Origin of the sequence: Flavivirga sp. 57AJ16 (genome assembly GCF_028736925.1) — a bacterium.
Classification (GTDB): domain Bacteria; phylum Bacteroidota; class Bacteroidia; order Flavobacteriales; family Flavobacteriaceae; genus Flavivirga.
In genome coordinates this window covers 1-16479 of the sequence record NZ_JAQZAT010000023.1, presented here as the reverse complement: position 1 = coordinate 16479, position 16479 = coordinate 1, and the positions used below count along the sequence as shown (strand labels likewise).

At 33.3% G+C, this 16479-nt stretch carries 18 protein-coding genes; 10 read left to right on the top strand and 8 right to left on the bottom strand.

Annotated features, from left to right (window positions below; all coding sequences use genetic code 11):
* Nucleotides 1-45 precede the first annotated feature (45 nt).
* Genes nagB through PQO00_RS18790 form a run of 4 tightly spaced genes read right to left on the bottom strand, consistent with a single transcriptional unit; the run spans nt 46 to nt 5358 of the window.
* Nucleotides 46-2007, bottom strand: coding sequence for a glucosamine-6-phosphate deaminase (nagB, locus tag PQO00_RS18805; protein ID WP_274186432.1), 1962 nt, complete (start codon nt 2005-2007; stop codon nt 46-48).
* Nucleotides 2008-3336 carry a sugar MFS transporter gene (locus tag PQO00_RS18800; protein ID WP_274186402.1) on the bottom strand — a complete coding sequence of 443 codons (1329 nt, stop codon included), beginning with the start codon at nt 3334-3336 and terminating at the stop codon, nt 2008-2010.
* Nucleotides 3337-3362: 26 nt separating this feature from the next.
* The gene (locus tag PQO00_RS18795) at nt 3363-4454 is read right to left on the bottom strand and encodes a phosphotransferase enzyme family protein (protein ID WP_274186401.1); all 1092 of its coding nucleotides are present in this window, start codon (nt 4452-4454) and stop codon (nt 3363-3365) included.
* A gap of 1 nt (nt 4455) precedes the next feature.
* The gene (locus tag PQO00_RS18790; protein ID WP_274186400.1) at nt 4456-5358 is read right to left on the bottom strand and encodes a sugar phosphate nucleotidyltransferase; all 903 of its coding nucleotides are present in this window, start codon (nt 5356-5358) and stop codon (nt 4456-4458) included.
* A 173-nt stretch (nt 5359-5531) separates the two neighbouring features.
* Between PQO00_RS18790 and PQO00_RS18785 the strand changes: the two genes are divergently transcribed.
* Nucleotides 5532-6575 (top strand): substrate-binding domain-containing protein, encoded by a 1044-nt coding sequence (locus tag PQO00_RS18785; protein ID WP_274186399.1) that lies wholly within the window; start codon nt 5532-5534, stop codon nt 6573-6575.
* Nucleotides 6576-6657: 82 nt separating this feature from the next.
* Here the strand turns inward: PQO00_RS18785 and PQO00_RS18780 are convergent, their stop codons facing one another.
* Together PQO00_RS18780 and PQO00_RS18775 are read right to left on the bottom strand one after the other, a co-directional pair.
* Nucleotides 6658-7311, bottom strand: coding sequence for a sugar-binding protein (locus PQO00_RS18780; RefSeq protein ID WP_274186398.1), 654 nt, complete (start codon nt 7309-7311; stop codon nt 6658-6660).
* Between the two features lie 518 nt (nt 7312-7829).
* Nucleotides 7830-8072 (bottom strand): hypothetical protein, encoded by a 243-nt coding sequence (locus PQO00_RS18775; RefSeq protein WP_274186397.1) that lies wholly within the window; start codon nt 8070-8072, stop codon nt 7830-7832.
* Between the two features lie 360 nt (nt 8073-8432).
* Between PQO00_RS18775 and PQO00_RS18770 the strand changes: the two genes are divergently transcribed.
* From PQO00_RS18770 to PQO00_RS18760, 3 genes are all read left to right on the top strand, one after another.
* The gene (locus PQO00_RS18770; RefSeq protein WP_274186396.1) at nt 8433-8831 is read left to right on the top strand and encodes a hypothetical protein; all 399 of its coding nucleotides are present in this window, start codon (nt 8433-8435) and stop codon (nt 8829-8831) included.
* A 310-nt stretch (nt 8832-9141) separates the two neighbouring features.
* On the top strand, nt 9142-9297 hold the full coding sequence (locus PQO00_RS18765; RefSeq protein ID WP_274186395.1) for a hypothetical protein: 156 nt from the start codon (nt 9142-9144) through the stop codon (nt 9295-9297).
* An 82-nt stretch (nt 9298-9379) separates the two neighbouring features.
* Complete coding sequence (locus PQO00_RS18760) at nt 9380-9733, top strand: hypothetical protein (RefSeq protein WP_274186394.1); 354 nt, start codon at nt 9380-9382, stop codon at nt 9731-9733.
* An 872-nt stretch (nt 9734-10605) separates the two neighbouring features.
* On the opposite strand, the gene PQO00_RS18755 is transcribed toward PQO00_RS18760, so the two are convergent.
* Both PQO00_RS18755 and PQO00_RS18750 read right to left on the bottom strand, forming a co-directional pair.
* On the bottom strand, nt 10606-11169 hold the full coding sequence (locus PQO00_RS18755) for a PIN domain-containing protein (RefSeq protein ID WP_274186393.1): 564 nt from the start codon (nt 11167-11169) through the stop codon (nt 10606-10608).
* Complete coding sequence (locus tag PQO00_RS18750) at nt 11159-11614, bottom strand: helix-turn-helix domain-containing protein (RefSeq protein ID WP_274186392.1); 456 nt, start codon at nt 11612-11614, stop codon at nt 11159-11161. The genes PQO00_RS18755 and PQO00_RS18750 overlap by 11 nt, the downstream gene beginning before the upstream one ends.
* Before the next feature lie 453 nt (nt 11615-12067).
* Here PQO00_RS18750 and PQO00_RS18745 point away from each other — a divergent pair, with 453 nt between their 5' ends.
* The 6 genes from PQO00_RS18745 (at nt 12068) to PQO00_RS18720 (ending at nt 16356) form a co-directional block, all read left to right on the top strand.
* Nucleotides 12068-12442: a DoxX family protein gene (locus PQO00_RS18745; protein ID WP_274186391.1), complete on the top strand. Its 375-nt coding sequence runs from the start codon at nt 12068-12070 to the stop codon at nt 12440-12442.
* Nucleotides 12443-12675: 233 nt separating this feature from the next.
* On the top strand, nt 12676-13734 hold the full coding sequence (locus PQO00_RS18740) for a serine hydrolase (RefSeq protein WP_274186390.1): 1059 nt from the start codon (nt 12676-12678) through the stop codon (nt 13732-13734).
* A 590-nt stretch (nt 13735-14324) separates the two neighbouring features.
* Entirely contained in the window at nt 14325-14834 is a 510-nt protein-coding gene (locus PQO00_RS18735) for a DUF3124 domain-containing protein (RefSeq protein ID WP_274186389.1), read from the top strand.
* On the top strand, nt 14835-15443 hold the full coding sequence (locus PQO00_RS18730; RefSeq protein ID WP_274186388.1) for a MarC family protein: 609 nt from the start codon (nt 14835-14837) through the stop codon (nt 15441-15443).
* Between the two features lie 318 nt (nt 15444-15761).
* A complete protein-coding gene (locus tag PQO00_RS18725; protein WP_274186387.1) occupies nt 15762-16169 on the top strand; it encodes a hypothetical protein in 408 nt (135 codons plus the stop codon).
* The gene (locus PQO00_RS18720; RefSeq protein ID WP_274186386.1) at nt 16162-16356 is read left to right on the top strand and encodes an SRPBCC domain-containing protein; all 195 of its coding nucleotides are present in this window, start codon (nt 16162-16164) and stop codon (nt 16354-16356) included. The genes PQO00_RS18725 and PQO00_RS18720 overlap by 8 nt, the downstream gene beginning before the upstream one ends.
* Nucleotides 16357-16479 lie beyond the last annotated feature (123 nt).

Sequence of the window (16479 nt, the reverse complement as noted above, 5' to 3'; positions counted from 1 at the left end):
TAAGGCTCATTTCACCTGCCAATTGGTATAACCACTTTTATTCTCTTAATATTTCCATCTCACAAAAGCTTCCATAGCAGCATAATGTGATAAACCTAACTGGTCATAGAGCTCGGCCGTTTCCCTGTTTCGATCTTCGGCACGTTGCCAAAACTCCCTACTATCCGAGCCTTGAAATACAACCCCATCTTTTTGTGATTGGTGCTTGAATATTCCCTTTCGTTTTTCCAAGACTTGATCGGGCCCCATAGGTACTGCCATTTCAATCTCATCAATACCCCACTCTTGCCAGGCGCCTCTGTACAACCAAATCCAACAATCTTTCATAAACTTTTTTGGTTTTAAACGTTTGGCCGCTTCAAAAATAGCATCCAGGCATACTTTATGGGTCCCATGTGGGTCTGCTAGGTCTCCTGCTGCATATATTTGATGTGGTTTTATCTTCTCTATCAAATCCATCGTAATTTTAACATCTTTTTCTCCTAATGGCTTTTTTTCTATAGTGCCAGTTTCATAAAAGGGCAATTCCATGAAATGAATTTGATTATCGGGGACACCTACAAAGTAACAAGTAGACTGTGCTTCTCCCCTTCGTATCAAACCTTTAATGTATCTCACTTCCTTTATATCTACCTCACTTGCCTTTTTGTTTTTAAGAAATGCTACAGCTTTTTTATAGATAGCTTCAGCTTCTTCACTTTTTATTCCAAACTTATCGTTGTAATCGCATACAAAGCTGGCAAAGCGCAATGCTTCATCATCTGCTACGGCTATATTTCCTGAGGTTTGATAGCCTACATGCACTTCATGACCTTGTTCTTGCAAACGTTTAAAGGTGCCTCCCATACTTATAATATCATCGTCTGGGTGTGGGCTAAAAATAAGTACCCGTTTTTTTGCCGGCTCTGCTCTTTCTGGTCGTTTACTATCATCAGCATTGGGTTTTCCTCCTGGCCAACCTGTAATAGTATTTTGTAGTTTATTGAATATTTTAATATTTATATCATAAGCAGGTCCAGAATCTGCCAACAAATCACTCATCCCGTTTTCTATATAATCGGCATCTGTAAGCATAAGTATGGGCTTTTTTAAATGTAAGGCCAAACCTAAAACAGCTTTTCTAATAAGCTCATCTGTCCAATCAATTTTTTCTACTAACCAAGGTGTATTGATACGGGTCAATTTTGATGCAGCAGCTTTATCTAAAACAAAGGTCGCATTATTATGTTCCTGTAGATAAGAAGCCGGAACCCGATTGGTTACTTCTCCTTCTACTGAAGCTTTTATGATATTGGATTTTCTTTCTCCCCAAGCCAATAATATAACACGTTTGGCTTCCATTATAGCTTTCACCCCTAGTGTTATAGCCGTTCTCGGCGTATTATTTAGACCTGAAAAATCGTTACTGGCAGCCACTCTTGTTATATGATCTAAGGCAACTAAGCGGGTTTTTGAATTTTGTAAGGCCCCCGACTCATTAAATCCTATATGTCCATTGCCACCAATACCCAAAATTTGTAAATCGATGCCTCCAAATGCTTTTATCTTTGCCTCATATTGACTACAATAATCCGCAATGTCCTCTTTTGATAAGGTACCATCTGGGATATGATAATTTTCGGGCAGGATATCTACTTGATCAAATAGCAACTCCTTCATAAACCGCACATAACTATTTATGGAATCTGGTTCCATGGGATAATATTCATCCAAATTAAATGAGACGACATTCTTAAAACTTAAACCCTCTTCTTTATGCAGACGTACTAATTCCGCATACAGTCCTTTAGGTGAAGATCCTGTTGCCAACCCCAGGATACAAGGTTGCTTTTGAGCTTGTTTAACTTTTATAAGATCTGCTATCTCTTTGGCGACAGCTTTTGATGCTTCTATTGAATTTTCATAGACTACAGTACCAGCGTTTTCAAATCTTTTTTCGAAGCCTGTTGATTTATCTATACGACTCTTTAACATGTTTTTGTTTTTATTGTTTTCTTTTTCTTTAATTTATTTTTTACTCCAATTCTTGAACTTATATCCCCAAATAGCAAAAAATAGTATCATGGTATAGCAAGGAATTAAAATCCAATAACTACTTGTCGATGCTGTAGCCAAAGCTTCAGCTTCATTTACCCCATTTACTATCAGTTCATGCTTATTCGCATCTACCATTCTACCATAAAGCGGGGGTATAATGGCACCACCTGAGATAGACATGACTAATAAAGCTGAAGCTGTTTTGGTAAATTTACCAAGACCATTCAAGGTCAATGGCCAAATAGCAGGCCAAACTAATGCGTTAGCAATACCTAAAGCTGCTACGAACAAGATTGAAGCAAAGCCTGTTGTTGACAAGATGCACACACTGAAAATAATTCCCAGAGCTGCACTAATTTTAAGCGCTGTCCCTTGGTTTACATATTTCGGAATTAAAAAAACACCCAAAGCATACGTAAAAACCATGGCCAATAAAGTTAGCGTTGTAAAAAACTTAGCATCGGCTGCTGGAAATCCTAAAGAGATCCCATAGGCTATAATCGTGTCTCCCGCAACCACTTCGGCGCCTACATACACAAACAATGCCAATACCCCTAACCATAAATGTGGAAATTGAAAAATGTTTGTTTTTGGAGTTTCGCCATCTTTTGTTTCTTCAGTTTCTGTAGCTTCAACATATGGTAACGGTGCTTTTCTTATTAATATTCCCAAAATAAACAATACAATGGCCATAACTAAATACGGCATAAAAACACTGTCGGCCATAGTGTCCAAAAGAATTCCTTTTTCATCGGCAGAAACGCTCCCTAACTTTTCTTTAACATCGTCAATACCTGATAATAGTAACGCCCCAAATATCAAGGACCCCAAGGCTCCAGCTGTTTTATTAGCTATGCCCATAATAGCAATTCGTTTAGCACCACTTTCTATAGGACCTAAAATAGTAATGTAAGGGTTGGCTGCAGTTTGTAATAACGTCATTCCAATACCTTGAATAAAAATACCTGTTAAAAATACCCAGTAGGTTCTGGCTTCGGCTGCCGGTATAAAAACCAAAGCGCCTAAACCCATTATTACCAAACCTAGTGACATCCCTTTTTTATAACCTATTTTGTTTAAAATGTAAGATGCTGGTAGTGCCATGACGACAAATGAAATGTAAGATGCCGATGCTACCAAATAAGATTGGGCATCAGTTAATTCATTTATTGTTTTCATAAAAGGAATCAATGCTCCGTTAATCCAAGTTACAAATCCAAATATGAAAAATAGACCTGCTATAATTGCTATTGGAATGGTGTAATTTGTTTTTGCTAATGATTGTTGTGAATTGGACATGTCTCTGTTTTCAATTATTAATATTATTATTGATATTTGCTCATTACTTTTTGAATGTCATCATGTTTTTCAGAAAAACTTTTTACTAATTTAAATTGATTTCTTGACCGAACTAAATTGTGTTCCGGGTATTCTATTTTATAATAAACATCACCGTTTAAAAAATCGGTCAAAAATCTTAACCCCATTATAAATATAATAGATTTAGCTCCTAAAGGAAGATATTTCAATTCGATAGGAGTTAATGAGTTTCCCAATGTTTCTAGAAATCCTTTAACATAGGCTTCATAGTAATCTAGATTGAAAGTGACCAGGCTTAAGTCTTTTTCATCTTCTGATGCTGTATTACATATAGTTCGTATAGCATCTCCAAAATCATAATGGACAATCCCAGGCATAACCGTATCGGTATCGATCACACAAAGCCCTTTATTATTTAAATCAAATAATGCGTTAGATATTTTTGTGTCGTTATGCGTCACTCGTAATTTTATATCACCAGATTCCTTCAAACTTTGAAGAATATGCATTTCTTTCCTTAAATCTTCCACAAAATCAATAGATTCCTTTGCTTGTATTAGGCGCTCTTTAGAAGCTACTTTAAGAGCATCCTCAAACTGGGAGTACCTAAATGACATGTCATGAAATTTTGGTATAATCTCTATTAAACTTGAAGGATTAAAATCACTTGTTAGGTTCAAAAATTCTCCCGATAACTTACCGCCCTCATAAGCGACTTCTTTATTTGTAACTATATCAAAAGTCTGGCTATTATCTATATAATACATCATATTCCAATAATTACCATCACCATCCTTGTAATATGAATCTCCTTTGTTTGTATCTACAAATGAAAGCACACGACGTTTAAGCTCACCTTCTGATAAGTGTCCCAGCTTCTTTTGAAGATGGCGACTCACTCCAACCTTGTTTTCTATCAGACCACGTACATCTTTAAACACCTCATGGTTAATACGTTGCAAAATAAAATATGGCTTCTTTTTTGTTATTATTAAATAAGTGTCATTAATGTGTCCTGAGGCTAATTCCTGATAAGAATCGAATATCCCTTTATGGTTAAACTTATTAAAAATTGTTTCTAATTTTCTCAATAACATACTACCAAAGTTTTGCTGGGTAAATATTCTGGTGCTTTAATGCTTGTATTGCTTTTTGCACAATCGCTTTGTCCTCTTTATAGGTAACGCCAAACCATTTTGCATCAGATTTTAATACTTCTACAGTAGCTTTTCCCGACCTTAATATATCGTTTACAACAGATGGTATAAAAAACTCAGCTTTTAGATTTTCTGTATTGGCTTCTAAAAAGGCATTGAACAATTTATCTCCAAACTCAAAGTATTTTGGTGTAAATCCCCAAAAGTTCATAGAGACCACCGTATCTTCATTTATAGGAATTAAAATACCGTCATCATCTTTGCGCATGAGTTTTCCATTAACTTTTTCTATATGAGTACGTTCTGTAATAGCTGTTAAATAGCCTTCTTCATTTACCTGGCATTCGCCTCTGGAAACAAACCCATGATCAGAAACCGTGTTTTTTAACAAATAGGCCATCATATTAAAGTCATAGGATGCTTTATTTTTTGTCGTTAAAGATTTTGCCATAACATCAAAAGCTTCTTTACCGTAAAAATCATCAGCATTTATAACTGCAAAATTCTCCCGAACCACATCTTTTGCCATTAAAAGGGCATGTCCTGTCCCCCAAGGCTTTTTTCTTTCTGGATTAATATACTTTTCGGGCACCTCATCTAGTTCTTGATACACATAGGCTACTTCGGCTCTTCCTTCTAATTTTTTATTGAAAATTTCCTTAAACTCTTTTTCAAAACTTTTTCGAATAATAAACACAAACTTTCCAAACCCAGCCTGAAGCGCATCAAAAATGGAGAAGTCAATAATAGTATCTCCTTCTGGCGTCAATGCATCCATTTGTTTTAAACCGCCATAACGGCTACCCATTCCTGCTGCTAAAATTACAAGTGTTGGTTTCTCCATCTCTCTTTTTTAAGGTTCATAAACTTAGTTGTTTTTTACAATTCTTTTAGCTAACGTTTAGAATATTTTTTCAAAAATAAGTAAAAAAAATTAAAAATGTGCTCGAACACACAAAAAAATGTTATCGTGCACACTTTTTAGATCTTAATTTAATGTTTTATATATTTGTATACATGAAAAAATATACCATTAAAGATATTGCCGATTTAGCCGGGGTCTCGAAAGGAACTGTAGATAGGGTTATACATAATCGTGGAAAAGTATCTAAAAAGGCTCTTGAAAGTGTAACAAAGCTTCTTGAGGAAATAGATTACCAACCCAATCTTATTGCTAGAAATTTAAAAAACAACAAGGTATATCGCATTTGTATTTTGATTCCAAATCCTGAGGTTGATGTCTATTGGAGTCCTTGCATAGCTGGTATCAATAATGTTATTAATGAATTAAACGCCTTTGGAATACATATAGAAACTGTATTATTTGATTCGAAAAGTACCAAATCATTTTTAGACGCGAATAAAAGTGTTCAAAAATTATCTCCCGATGCTGTTTTAATGGTGCCATTTTTTTATAAGGAAACCCTAATGGCATTAGAAGGCTATCATAACCTAGGTATTATTGCTTCTACTATTAACAACCGTATTGAATCTGAAGTTGTTAAAGGGTTTGTTGGCCAGGATTTATATCAAAGTGGACGCGTAGCTGCTAAATTAATGCAAAGTACCGCACAGAAAAAAGGGGATATTGTTATTATTCATATTGATGAAAAGTATAAAAATGCGATACATATGCAGGAAAAGGAAAAAGGGTTTAGGGAATATTATAATCAATTTAACAACTTTAAGAACCATATTATTACACTAAAGTTAAAGCGTGATGATTTCGAGGTTTCCCTTACCAATTTCTTAAATGAACACAAAAACCTTATTGGCATATGTGTAACGACCTCAAAAACTTATCAAGTTGCAGATGTTTTAAGTAAATTAAATATTAACAAAATATCTCTTATAGGATATGACCTGGTGAATGAAAATGTTATGCATTTAAAAAATGGTGTTATCGATTTTTTAATCCATCAGAACCCCAAGCAACAAGCCTATCTTGGGTTAAAGTCCTTGGCAGAACATCTACTTTTTGAAAAAGAGCTGCCACATGAAATTCTTTTACCAATAGACATCATTAATTCTGAAAATGTCAAACCTTTTATGAGGGACTAATAACCTTCTCCTTTTTACCTAAGCAAGTATGAACAATATGAATTTATATGTTATACCATCTTCACTTTAAATAGACGCGTTATTAAACCGAAGCTCCAATTAATTTTAATAGCCCAAAAGAAGATGCTATGTGAAAATTGGGTGTTTTTGTATTTGGGTTTACCCATGTTATCCATGTAGGTTCGTAACTTCCATTTGGTTGCTGGTGGTATTTTGCACGATATAATCCGGTTTCTACTTTCCCTTCTTTTAATAAGCCATAGTCGGTAAGTGATTTAAGGCCAATGGCACCTTCAACGGTAAAACCTTTTTCATTGATAGATGATTTAATTTGAATGTCTTTAGCTGGCCAATTCCAATTAAAATCAAATTGTTTGTTTGGATATGCTTTAAAATCCATCAGTCTTGGTGTGGGATCGATCTCTAAACAATAATAAGGAGTCAATGAAGCATTGGTTCTAAAAAATAGCTCTACCCTATCCGAATTATTAATACTATCAATACTATCATCTTTTTTATCGATATGGACCTGAGCATCGTAAACTTTAAACAAAAAATACAAATGCACGCCATCATGAAGTGCTTTAAATTCCATTTTTTCAATGGGTCTTGTTTCCCAAGGAGATACAAAATCTTTTAATGTAACAGCTTTATCCCATACCACATTATTTCCTTGGCCATTTATAGTAATATGATTCGTCTCAATACAATTTACATTGTAGGTCTTGGTATTCATTTTCATTTAAATATTAGATAAATTGTATAGTAATAATATCTACCCAAGTAGCATGTCCAAAATAACAAAATGAAACCTAACTACAAAAGGCAAAAAACGCTTAGCACTAAAAATTAAAAACAACGGGATCGCTTTCTATCGCAATTTCGTTTTTTCTTACCATGTATATAAATCCAATTATTTTAAAAGTAACACATAACGCACCTTATGTAGCAGCTGGAAATATGCACTTATTTTTTAATACGTGGCTTATTAGTGTTAATGAAAATGTGACCACTAATAAACTGCCAAGAGTATGTAGACAATAGGTGGATGGCTTTATGCGGCTCCTGCCAATACTACATTATTACCAAATTCAATAGCTGGACGGGTTACTAATTTAAGAAACAATAACCATGCGCGCCTGGATAGTACTTTTTGAACTCTTCTTAAATTTTTTATGGAAGCAACTTAAACATTATAAACCTTGTATAATACCACTTCTCTGCTAAAGATCGTTATTAGTTACCATATTCAACCTATATATCACTTTTGTTTTTTTTCTTAACCTCACATGATATATAATTTTGCATATACACAATTAAATGCTTGCGTACATTATACTTTATTGGAATTTCAAAACGAGAAAACCAACCGGACCTAACACTGGATTTTACCATATCGAACTCCTCCGCTACTTTTTCAAAAAAATCCTCTTTATTAGATTTATTTATTTGGCTAAAAAGCTGTTTAATATGGTCTATTTCATTAATATCGCTCATAATGCTTTTTTAATGTTTTAAATATTTTTAACTGAGATCATAGAGGTTTTCGTAAATCCATAATATTATTAACAGGTAGTTTGTGCGGTATATTACGAATATTGATCGTAGTAGTACTAGCATACAATATATCTGCTAACTCTTTTTCCTTAAAGCTGTTTGATACTAAATGAATTATTTCATTTTCTCGTGTTATTAAATCTTTCATTAAGGATTAATTTACCTGTAAATTTTTTCATTTGTTGTTTTACAAGGTTTTACACCATATATTTGTTGTAGTATCACAATTATTAGCATACAAATATAAGACACTTTTCTGACACTTTAAAATAAAAGTGATACTTTTTTTACACTTTTAGTATGAGGCTATCAAAGAAAATAGAAAGATTAATAAATGAACTCCAGCTCTCCCCTGAGAAATTCGGAGACAAAATAGGTGCTGGAAAAAGCTCTATATATAAGTTATTAAGAGGGGATACAAAGAAACTTACTTCTAAAATGGCAGCTAAAATAAATAGCGCATTTCCTCAATATTCTTTGGAATATTTAAATGGACTCAATTATGATACTTCAAAAGATAATACAAAAGAACCAGATCCAAACTATAAAAAAATAGGACAAAAGGAAATAGACTTCATTATAGAAGCCTTGGAGAACAATTTTGATGAATTAATGGATAATAGGCGGTTTAAAAAAGAGTTTCTATTTAGATCTACAGAATTACTGGACGCCCTCATACATAATAAGCCTAAAAAATAACCTATGGGAGTCTATAACAGTATTTTGAAGTTTAAATACTGAAAAAGAACTTATTTTGTAGGATTAATACTACATACAAAACAACTATAGATATAGGTAACACATGTAAATCATATAATTATAGGTATATAAAAACATATTAATTTACCTATAAGTATAATTATATCAAGTTTTTCTTATAAAGTTATGTATTTCGTCGATTTTGAATATATTGTACCACCCTATACAACGGAATACTTGTTATTTATGTGTGATATAAGCAGGCTAAATAACTAATCAAAATTAAAAATATAATTAATGACATTTACAAATGAAATTTGTTTTTAAAGGCGAAAAAGAAAGAAGTCTTAGCGCCTTTGCTTATCGGCTGGTAGCTATCATTGGTATTCTTTTTGCATTATCTGCATTTCCTAACAGCTTAGTATTAGCTTTTGTTGTCATTCTTCTGGTAAGCAGTTTAATTTAGAAGCATTTTTAATCATAAAAAACTAACAACCAATTATTTAAAAATAACTTATAATTCGATACTACCCTAAAAGCTATTTTTGTTGTGTTACTACAAAATAACACAAACTGCTATCGATTCTTTCCTACAAAATATAAACCATATAAAACTAGGCGTATTCTTAGGCTTATCTTGTGTTTCCATATTTTTTATAGCACGAATACTGCTCAAAAAGAAGACCTATGCTGTTGAAGATATTATAAAATCTTTAGGCTTTGGCTTCACTTTATCTTTGTGCCTTAAGATAGGATTGATCGGCTACTTTAACGAATGTGATAAACTTGAATTCACAACCGAATCATGTATGATAATTGGAGGGTTTGCCTTGGCTGTCTTTGCGGTAGATGGATTAATAAAATCCGTTAAAAAAGAGGATCCTCCTAAAAATAAGGATTAATAGTAGCATAGTAAAATTCTTCTTTATATCGGCTAGAAGTTTCTGCCAAAACCCTATCAAAGAACTACACCCCTCTTTGATTATATTTTCAGTGCTTTAAAAAATTTATTCTTTTGTCCAACTCTTATAAGTATGTCCCCTTATCTCAAAAAACAATATCATGGCATAGCTGGGAATCAATATCCAATAACTAGGTATTGCCGCTGTTGTATACCCTTATAGCTAAGTCGCTATAAAATGGCATAGAATATTTAGAAATAAAAAATAGAAGTTCAAGGTAAAAAGCGCAGGCATAGCCTAGTTACGGCGAGTATTTTTAACGAAGAAATTCGGTTTTTTACTCTGAAGGTTCATGTTATTTTATATGGATTTAGCTATAGACATAGCTACGCAACCCATTTATTAGAAAATGGTATTGATTTAAGATACTTCAAGAATTATTAGGTCATACCAACCAAAAACAACAATGATTTACATACATGTCTCTAAAAAAGATTTATGATAAAGTTATTTTTGACAAAGAAGCCAAGAAGCAAATCAAAGAACTTTCTGCTTGGAGAATAGAGGAATTCTGTAAAAAATTTATCAGTAAAATAATAGTTTAGTCTACACCAAACTTGCTACAACACCGGTAATCGTTGCACAAGCCCTATGAAATAGTTCAAAAGGAGTTTTTTAGCTCCTTTTTAACCAATTTTCTATTTTCTAGAACAAGAATTATACTAATATATATTAGTTTTTGATTAGCTTATTTTGATCACTAAAAGCCTCTTAGTTTATTGCTATTTCTAGCCTACTTACGAAAGTTTTTATTTGCTAAATTAGGTGCTTAAACCACGCAACAAACCATAAACACGTTGGCAATAATTTGACTACAATTGAGAATGTAGAAAATCGGTAGTATCTTTCAAACCTCTATTTCTTAAAATATCTAAAACTTGAAATTCATCCAAATCTGGATTTCTTCTATTTAATACCAATTGCTTAAATGCTTTAACTGCTTGCTCCGGATTTAAATCAATTATGTCTGTTAAAAAATCATCAGCCGTTTTCGCTGTTAATCCAAAAGAAGCTAAATAATCTTTGGGAAAATCTTTAATATTATTTGTAACAATGACATTTGCGTTTGTCTTAATTGCTGCTGCAAGAACGTGCCTATCTTTAGGGTCAGGTAATTCCAAACTATTAATCAAGCCAGAATAATTGGTAACTAAAGCATCTGGGAAAGCTATATTTGCTTTTTCAACTCTTTTATTAGCTTCATCTTCGCTTATCCCCTTTCTTATCATTACATCTCTCCACTCATTAAAAATATGTTCACTCCATTTTGGAGTAAACAATTCATAATAAGCGAACCAAAATAATAAATCCCTAATTTCGATTGGATAAATTACATTAGTATCTAAAACACATTTAAATCTTACACTATGAATCATAAATTCCTAATTCTTCGTCCGACTTCATTATATCAATAATGTTTTGTTTCTGAATTTTCTTCATTCTCTTTTTATATCTCATAACATCTTCGAACTTAACCCTTCTATGTTTTCCAACTTTAGTATATTCTATCTGACCTTCTTCAAGCAACTTAACTAAATGAGGCCTTGAACAACCAATTATTTCAGCGGCTTTTTGAGTTGTAACTTCTGTAGCTACAGGAACTAAAGAAAATGGTTTTCCTTGGCCCATTGCCTTTAATATATCACCCAAAAATTTTAAAGCACTTAAAGGGATTTTTATCCTCTCCTCTGTTTCTTCAATTTCAATCTCTGGGTTTTCTGACTTCAACTGTTCAATTACAGAAGCTAAAGCATCATAGGATTCTAGAGCTAATTTTTGCTCATCTTTTGACGGTTTATTAATATTATTATAAGTTTCCATTGTCGCTGTTTTTAGTTAACTCTATACAATATTAAACGAAATAAACGAAACAACCTTACAATTTGATGTTAAATTTTAAAAACTATTGCCAATCGTGTAAACGGGTGACGACTTAAAGTCGCCACTGTACCTCACACACCACCGCACATACGGATCTCGTATACGGCGGTTCACCAAATTGAAATAGCCATTGCTTATAATCTGAGAAGGCTGTTCAACCTAAAAATAGTTAATATCCTGCCTTTAATAAGCCTTAAAACCTGTGTTTTGGCTTTAAAAAAGGAAATATCTGCGTTGTACACCTTTTTTAAGCGTAGATTCTTATCGTACAATTATTCTTTGTTTGCCTTTACTTTTTAATCTATATTTAAACTTTAATTGGTAGTTTTAAGACAGACTGCCGTTGACAACAATAAGTACTAATCTCCCAAGATGAATTTAATAAATTTTACAATGATGAAAAAAAACTTTAATGATTTGGCACTTTTAATATTAAGAGTTGGCTTTGGTGGCTTTATGCTTACCCACGGAATTCCAAAAATAAGTATGTTATCAAACCCTTCCGATTTTGGTGACCCCATAGGTGTGGGCGCTACAATATCCTTAATTTTGGCACTTATTGGAGAAGTTGTCGCTCCAATTATGTTAATTATAGGTTTTAAAACAAAATGGGCTGCAATTCCTTCTGCAATTACTATGTTAGTAGCTGCATTTATAATACACGCCAAAGATGATTTAGCAACCAAAGAACATGCTTTATTATTTTTAATAGCCTTTGTCGTGATATTTCTAACAGGAGCTGGAAAATATTCGGTTGATAAAGAATAATAAGTTCTGTTCATTCCAAACTGAAAATAGTGTTATTGGAGATTCGGAATTTATAGAAACGAAATACAAGTAAAAAAACTGTTGCCAATAGCTATAAGTAATTGCTTGTTCTCGCCTATTTCTGAAAGTGCTCTCGGACTTCTATTCGGTTTGTATTTGCTAAATTAGGTGCTTAAACAACGCAACTAATCTTAAACACGTTGTGGCTAATTGAAAAACTATACAGAATTTGAATGACTAAAACAAAATCAAAACAAATAATTAGAGCATTGTTGCTTGTTGGGACGATTATATCTTTATACTTTGTTCCTTGGCCAATATTAAAAGCCTGGATAGCTCCTTTACCCGAAACAGTTCAGCAGCAAGTAAATAAAGCGACTGATTATGGATTTGACGGAATAATTGTTTATATAGATAAAAAAGACAATAAGAAAGAATATTTCACTTCAGGCTACAAGAATAGAGAGAATAAAACACCTACTGACCCTAATTCCCTATTTAAAATTGCTAGTGTTAGCAAGCTATATACAGCACTTGCTATTACTAAATTGGTAACTGATAGGCGCTTATCTTTAGACAAAACACTTGCAGATTACTTTCCAGAACTCGTTGGACGGATAGAAAACGCGGACAGAATTACCTTGAGAATGATGGTACAAAACCGTAGCGGAATTCCGAATTATACAGACACGAAAAATTATTGGGTTCACCCCAAACAAAACGACAAAGAACGACTTGAATTAGTTCTAGATTTACCAGCCAATTTTGAACCTAATGAAGATTTTGAATATAGCAACACGAATTACTTATTACTCTCTCAACTAATAGAAAAGTCGTCAGAATTAACAAAATTTCAATACATCAAAGAAACTATTTTAAAACCTCTAAATCTTAATAACACTTATGGCTCAATTCACGAAGTCGATACCGATGATGTAATGAGTGGATATTATGTCGGATATGAAAATGACTTAAAAATGGACGACAATGGAGTTATGTTAGCAACTGCAGAAGATTTGGGTAAATTTATTCGAGCTTTAAATGATGGTTCTGTATTTAAAGATAAAAAAGAACAAGAAATTTATAATTCAATATACAAATATGAACATACAGGACTAATTCCAGGCTATCAAACAATTGCCAAATACCACAAGGACATAGATACTGTAATTATTCAATTTACAAATACAGTCGACTTTGACGGCTACAATTGGAGTTTATCAGAAATAATGTATAATAGAATAGTAAAAATATTGAGCGAAAAAACTAGCCACAGTCGAGTAGACGGGTGACGACTTAAAGTCTCCACTATGACTCTCACACCTCTCAGCGTACAGGCCTCATATTCGGCGGTTCGTAAATCATCACACCAAAGCTGTTTTCACCCTTAGTGCCATCTTCTAGTTTAAGCATAGGCTACAACTAGTGTTCCTATGCGAACTTTGAAGATAATTACGTTCAGCCCTTCTTTACTCGTGTGTCCTATGTGCTTTTAACACAACTCGTTCATTATGCCTCTGTATACGGTTTCTGCTTGGCCTGTCCTGAGCTTGACTCTGGGTCAGTACCGAACTTTGTAGTCTCGCTTCCTTCTAATAATACCTCACGGTTTTCACCCTTGCGACTTACTAATGCTTCAAGACGTGACTCCTGGGCATAAAGGACTTGCTCCCTCTAGATTAATTTCTTACTTTCACCTAAGAGAAAGATGCCCATGCTGGGCACACACAATATATAAAAATAATTGCTTGGTTCTCGCCTACTTGGAAAATCCTACGGATTTCCCTCTGGTTAGTTCCATTTTTGTAAGTTAGCTGCTTGCACACGCAACTATCCTTACACATAAACGTTACCATACATTTGAACAAAACGCTGTACTGAAATGAAAATAAAATATTTAAGCACATTATTAATTGTTCTTCTTTTTAGTTGCAACGAAAAGAAGGAAATCAGTTCTATAAACCCTGAAAATTGGTCAAAACGAGCAGTTAATCTAACCTCAAAAGATTCGCTTGAATTTGGAAAATCTTATCTATCAGTTTATTCACAAATTTATAGCAATACAGAACATAGAACTCACAACTTAACTTCAATGATAAGTATGAGAAATATAAGTGAACTAGACACTATTTATCTATTGAGAGCTGAATATTATGATACTCACGGAAAATCGGTTAGAAAATATTTTGATTATCCAATTTTTTTGGCACCTATGGAAACTACAGAGATTATAATTGACGAACTTGACGTTTCTGGAGGAACAGGTTCAAACTTTATTCTGGAATGGAAAATCCCTAAAAACTGTCCAGAACCTTTATTTGAGGGAATAATGACTTCGACTATGGGACAACAAGGTTTATCTTTCACAACTAAAGCTAAACGAATTAATTAAATGGTTGATATTTTAACGACAATATTTTTCGTTTTTGCTGTAATTGACCCCATTGGAACAATTCCTGTATATCTTGAGGCGACTAAAGAATTTGATTTACGCCATAAGAAGAAAATTGCAATCCGAGCATCAGTAATAGCTTTTCTGATACTTTTATTTTTCATCGTAATTGGACAACTGATTTTAGAAGGAATGTCTGTATCACTTGACGCTTTCCAAATTTCAGGCGGAGTAATTCTATTTTTATTTGCATTAACAATGATATTCGGAGATGGAAAACCTGAACTGGAAAAAAATCGAATTACGGACTACAAACACGTTACAATATTTCCGATTGCTATTCCTTCCATAGCATCACCAGGAGCAATTATGGCAGTTGTTTTAATGACAGATAATCACATTTACACAATACAACAACAATCAATCACAACTGGAATAGTTTTACTAGTTATTGGAATTACTTGCCTTATCCTTTTAGGGGCAAATCATTTACAAAAGCGAATTGGAGATTATGGAATTACTGTCATAAGTAAAATTATGGGCCTGATTTTAGCTTCGTATGCTGTACAAAGCATTTTAAGTGGAATTACGAGTTACTTTGGAAAATGACTATAAGTAATTGCTTGTTCTCGCCTATTTCTGAAAGTCCTCTCGGACTTCTATTCGGTTTGTATTTGCTAAATTAAGTGCTTAAAGCACGCAACAAACCATATAAACACGTTGGAGATAATTAAAGAAGAACATAAAACAATGATATTCAACCACAAATCAGAAACATTTGTAGAAATTGATTCTGCTAAAATATATTATGAAGAAATCGGAAATCCTCAAAAAATCCCGTTGTAAAAGGAGATAAAGACCATTTAATCAGTAAGCAATCATCATTTATAAATGAGTTTTTGAAATGAAAATATAGCAACAATGTATATGGAAACAACAAACAAGATTGGAAAAATAGTAGCAGCATATTTGATTGTTACTGGAGTGGGATTCTTAACCTCAAGTGAATATTATTCGCAAATGATTTCTCATCAAGGAACTGATCCTGTTTTAATCAATCTCTCAGGAATGGTTCATTTTTTTATCGGAATGACAATTCTTGTCAATCATTTTTTGTGGAAAAATGCATTGCAAATCATTGTTACCTTACTAGGGTTTATGTTTCTCATGAAGGGGCTTTTCCTCATTATGTTGCCTGAACCGACCCTTCAATCATCAGATAATCCTGCTCAAGTACCATGGATAATGTCTATTGGTTTTATTATTGGTGGACTAGTCATTGGTTACATGGCATTTTTTAAAAAGTATAAATTGGAAACAACCAAACATGAATAGACAATTGATATCTAAATCTTCAATAGAAATAAACACTTCGGCTTCAATAATATGGGAAGCATTGATTAGACCTGAAATAGCGAAGGAATATTTTTTTGGAGCAGAGATTATGACAGATTGGAAAAAAGGAAGCTCAATCACATTCAAAGGTGAATTCAACGGGAATAAATACGAAGAAAAAGGGTAAGCCTTCGGGCTTGAGCATATAAAATTCAAAAGCCGGGATAAAATTTCTCGGCTTTATTATTGTCGGGGATTCCAGTTTTCGGGAAGAAGTTCATCTAGCTGGCTGACCTTGCATTCGGGTATT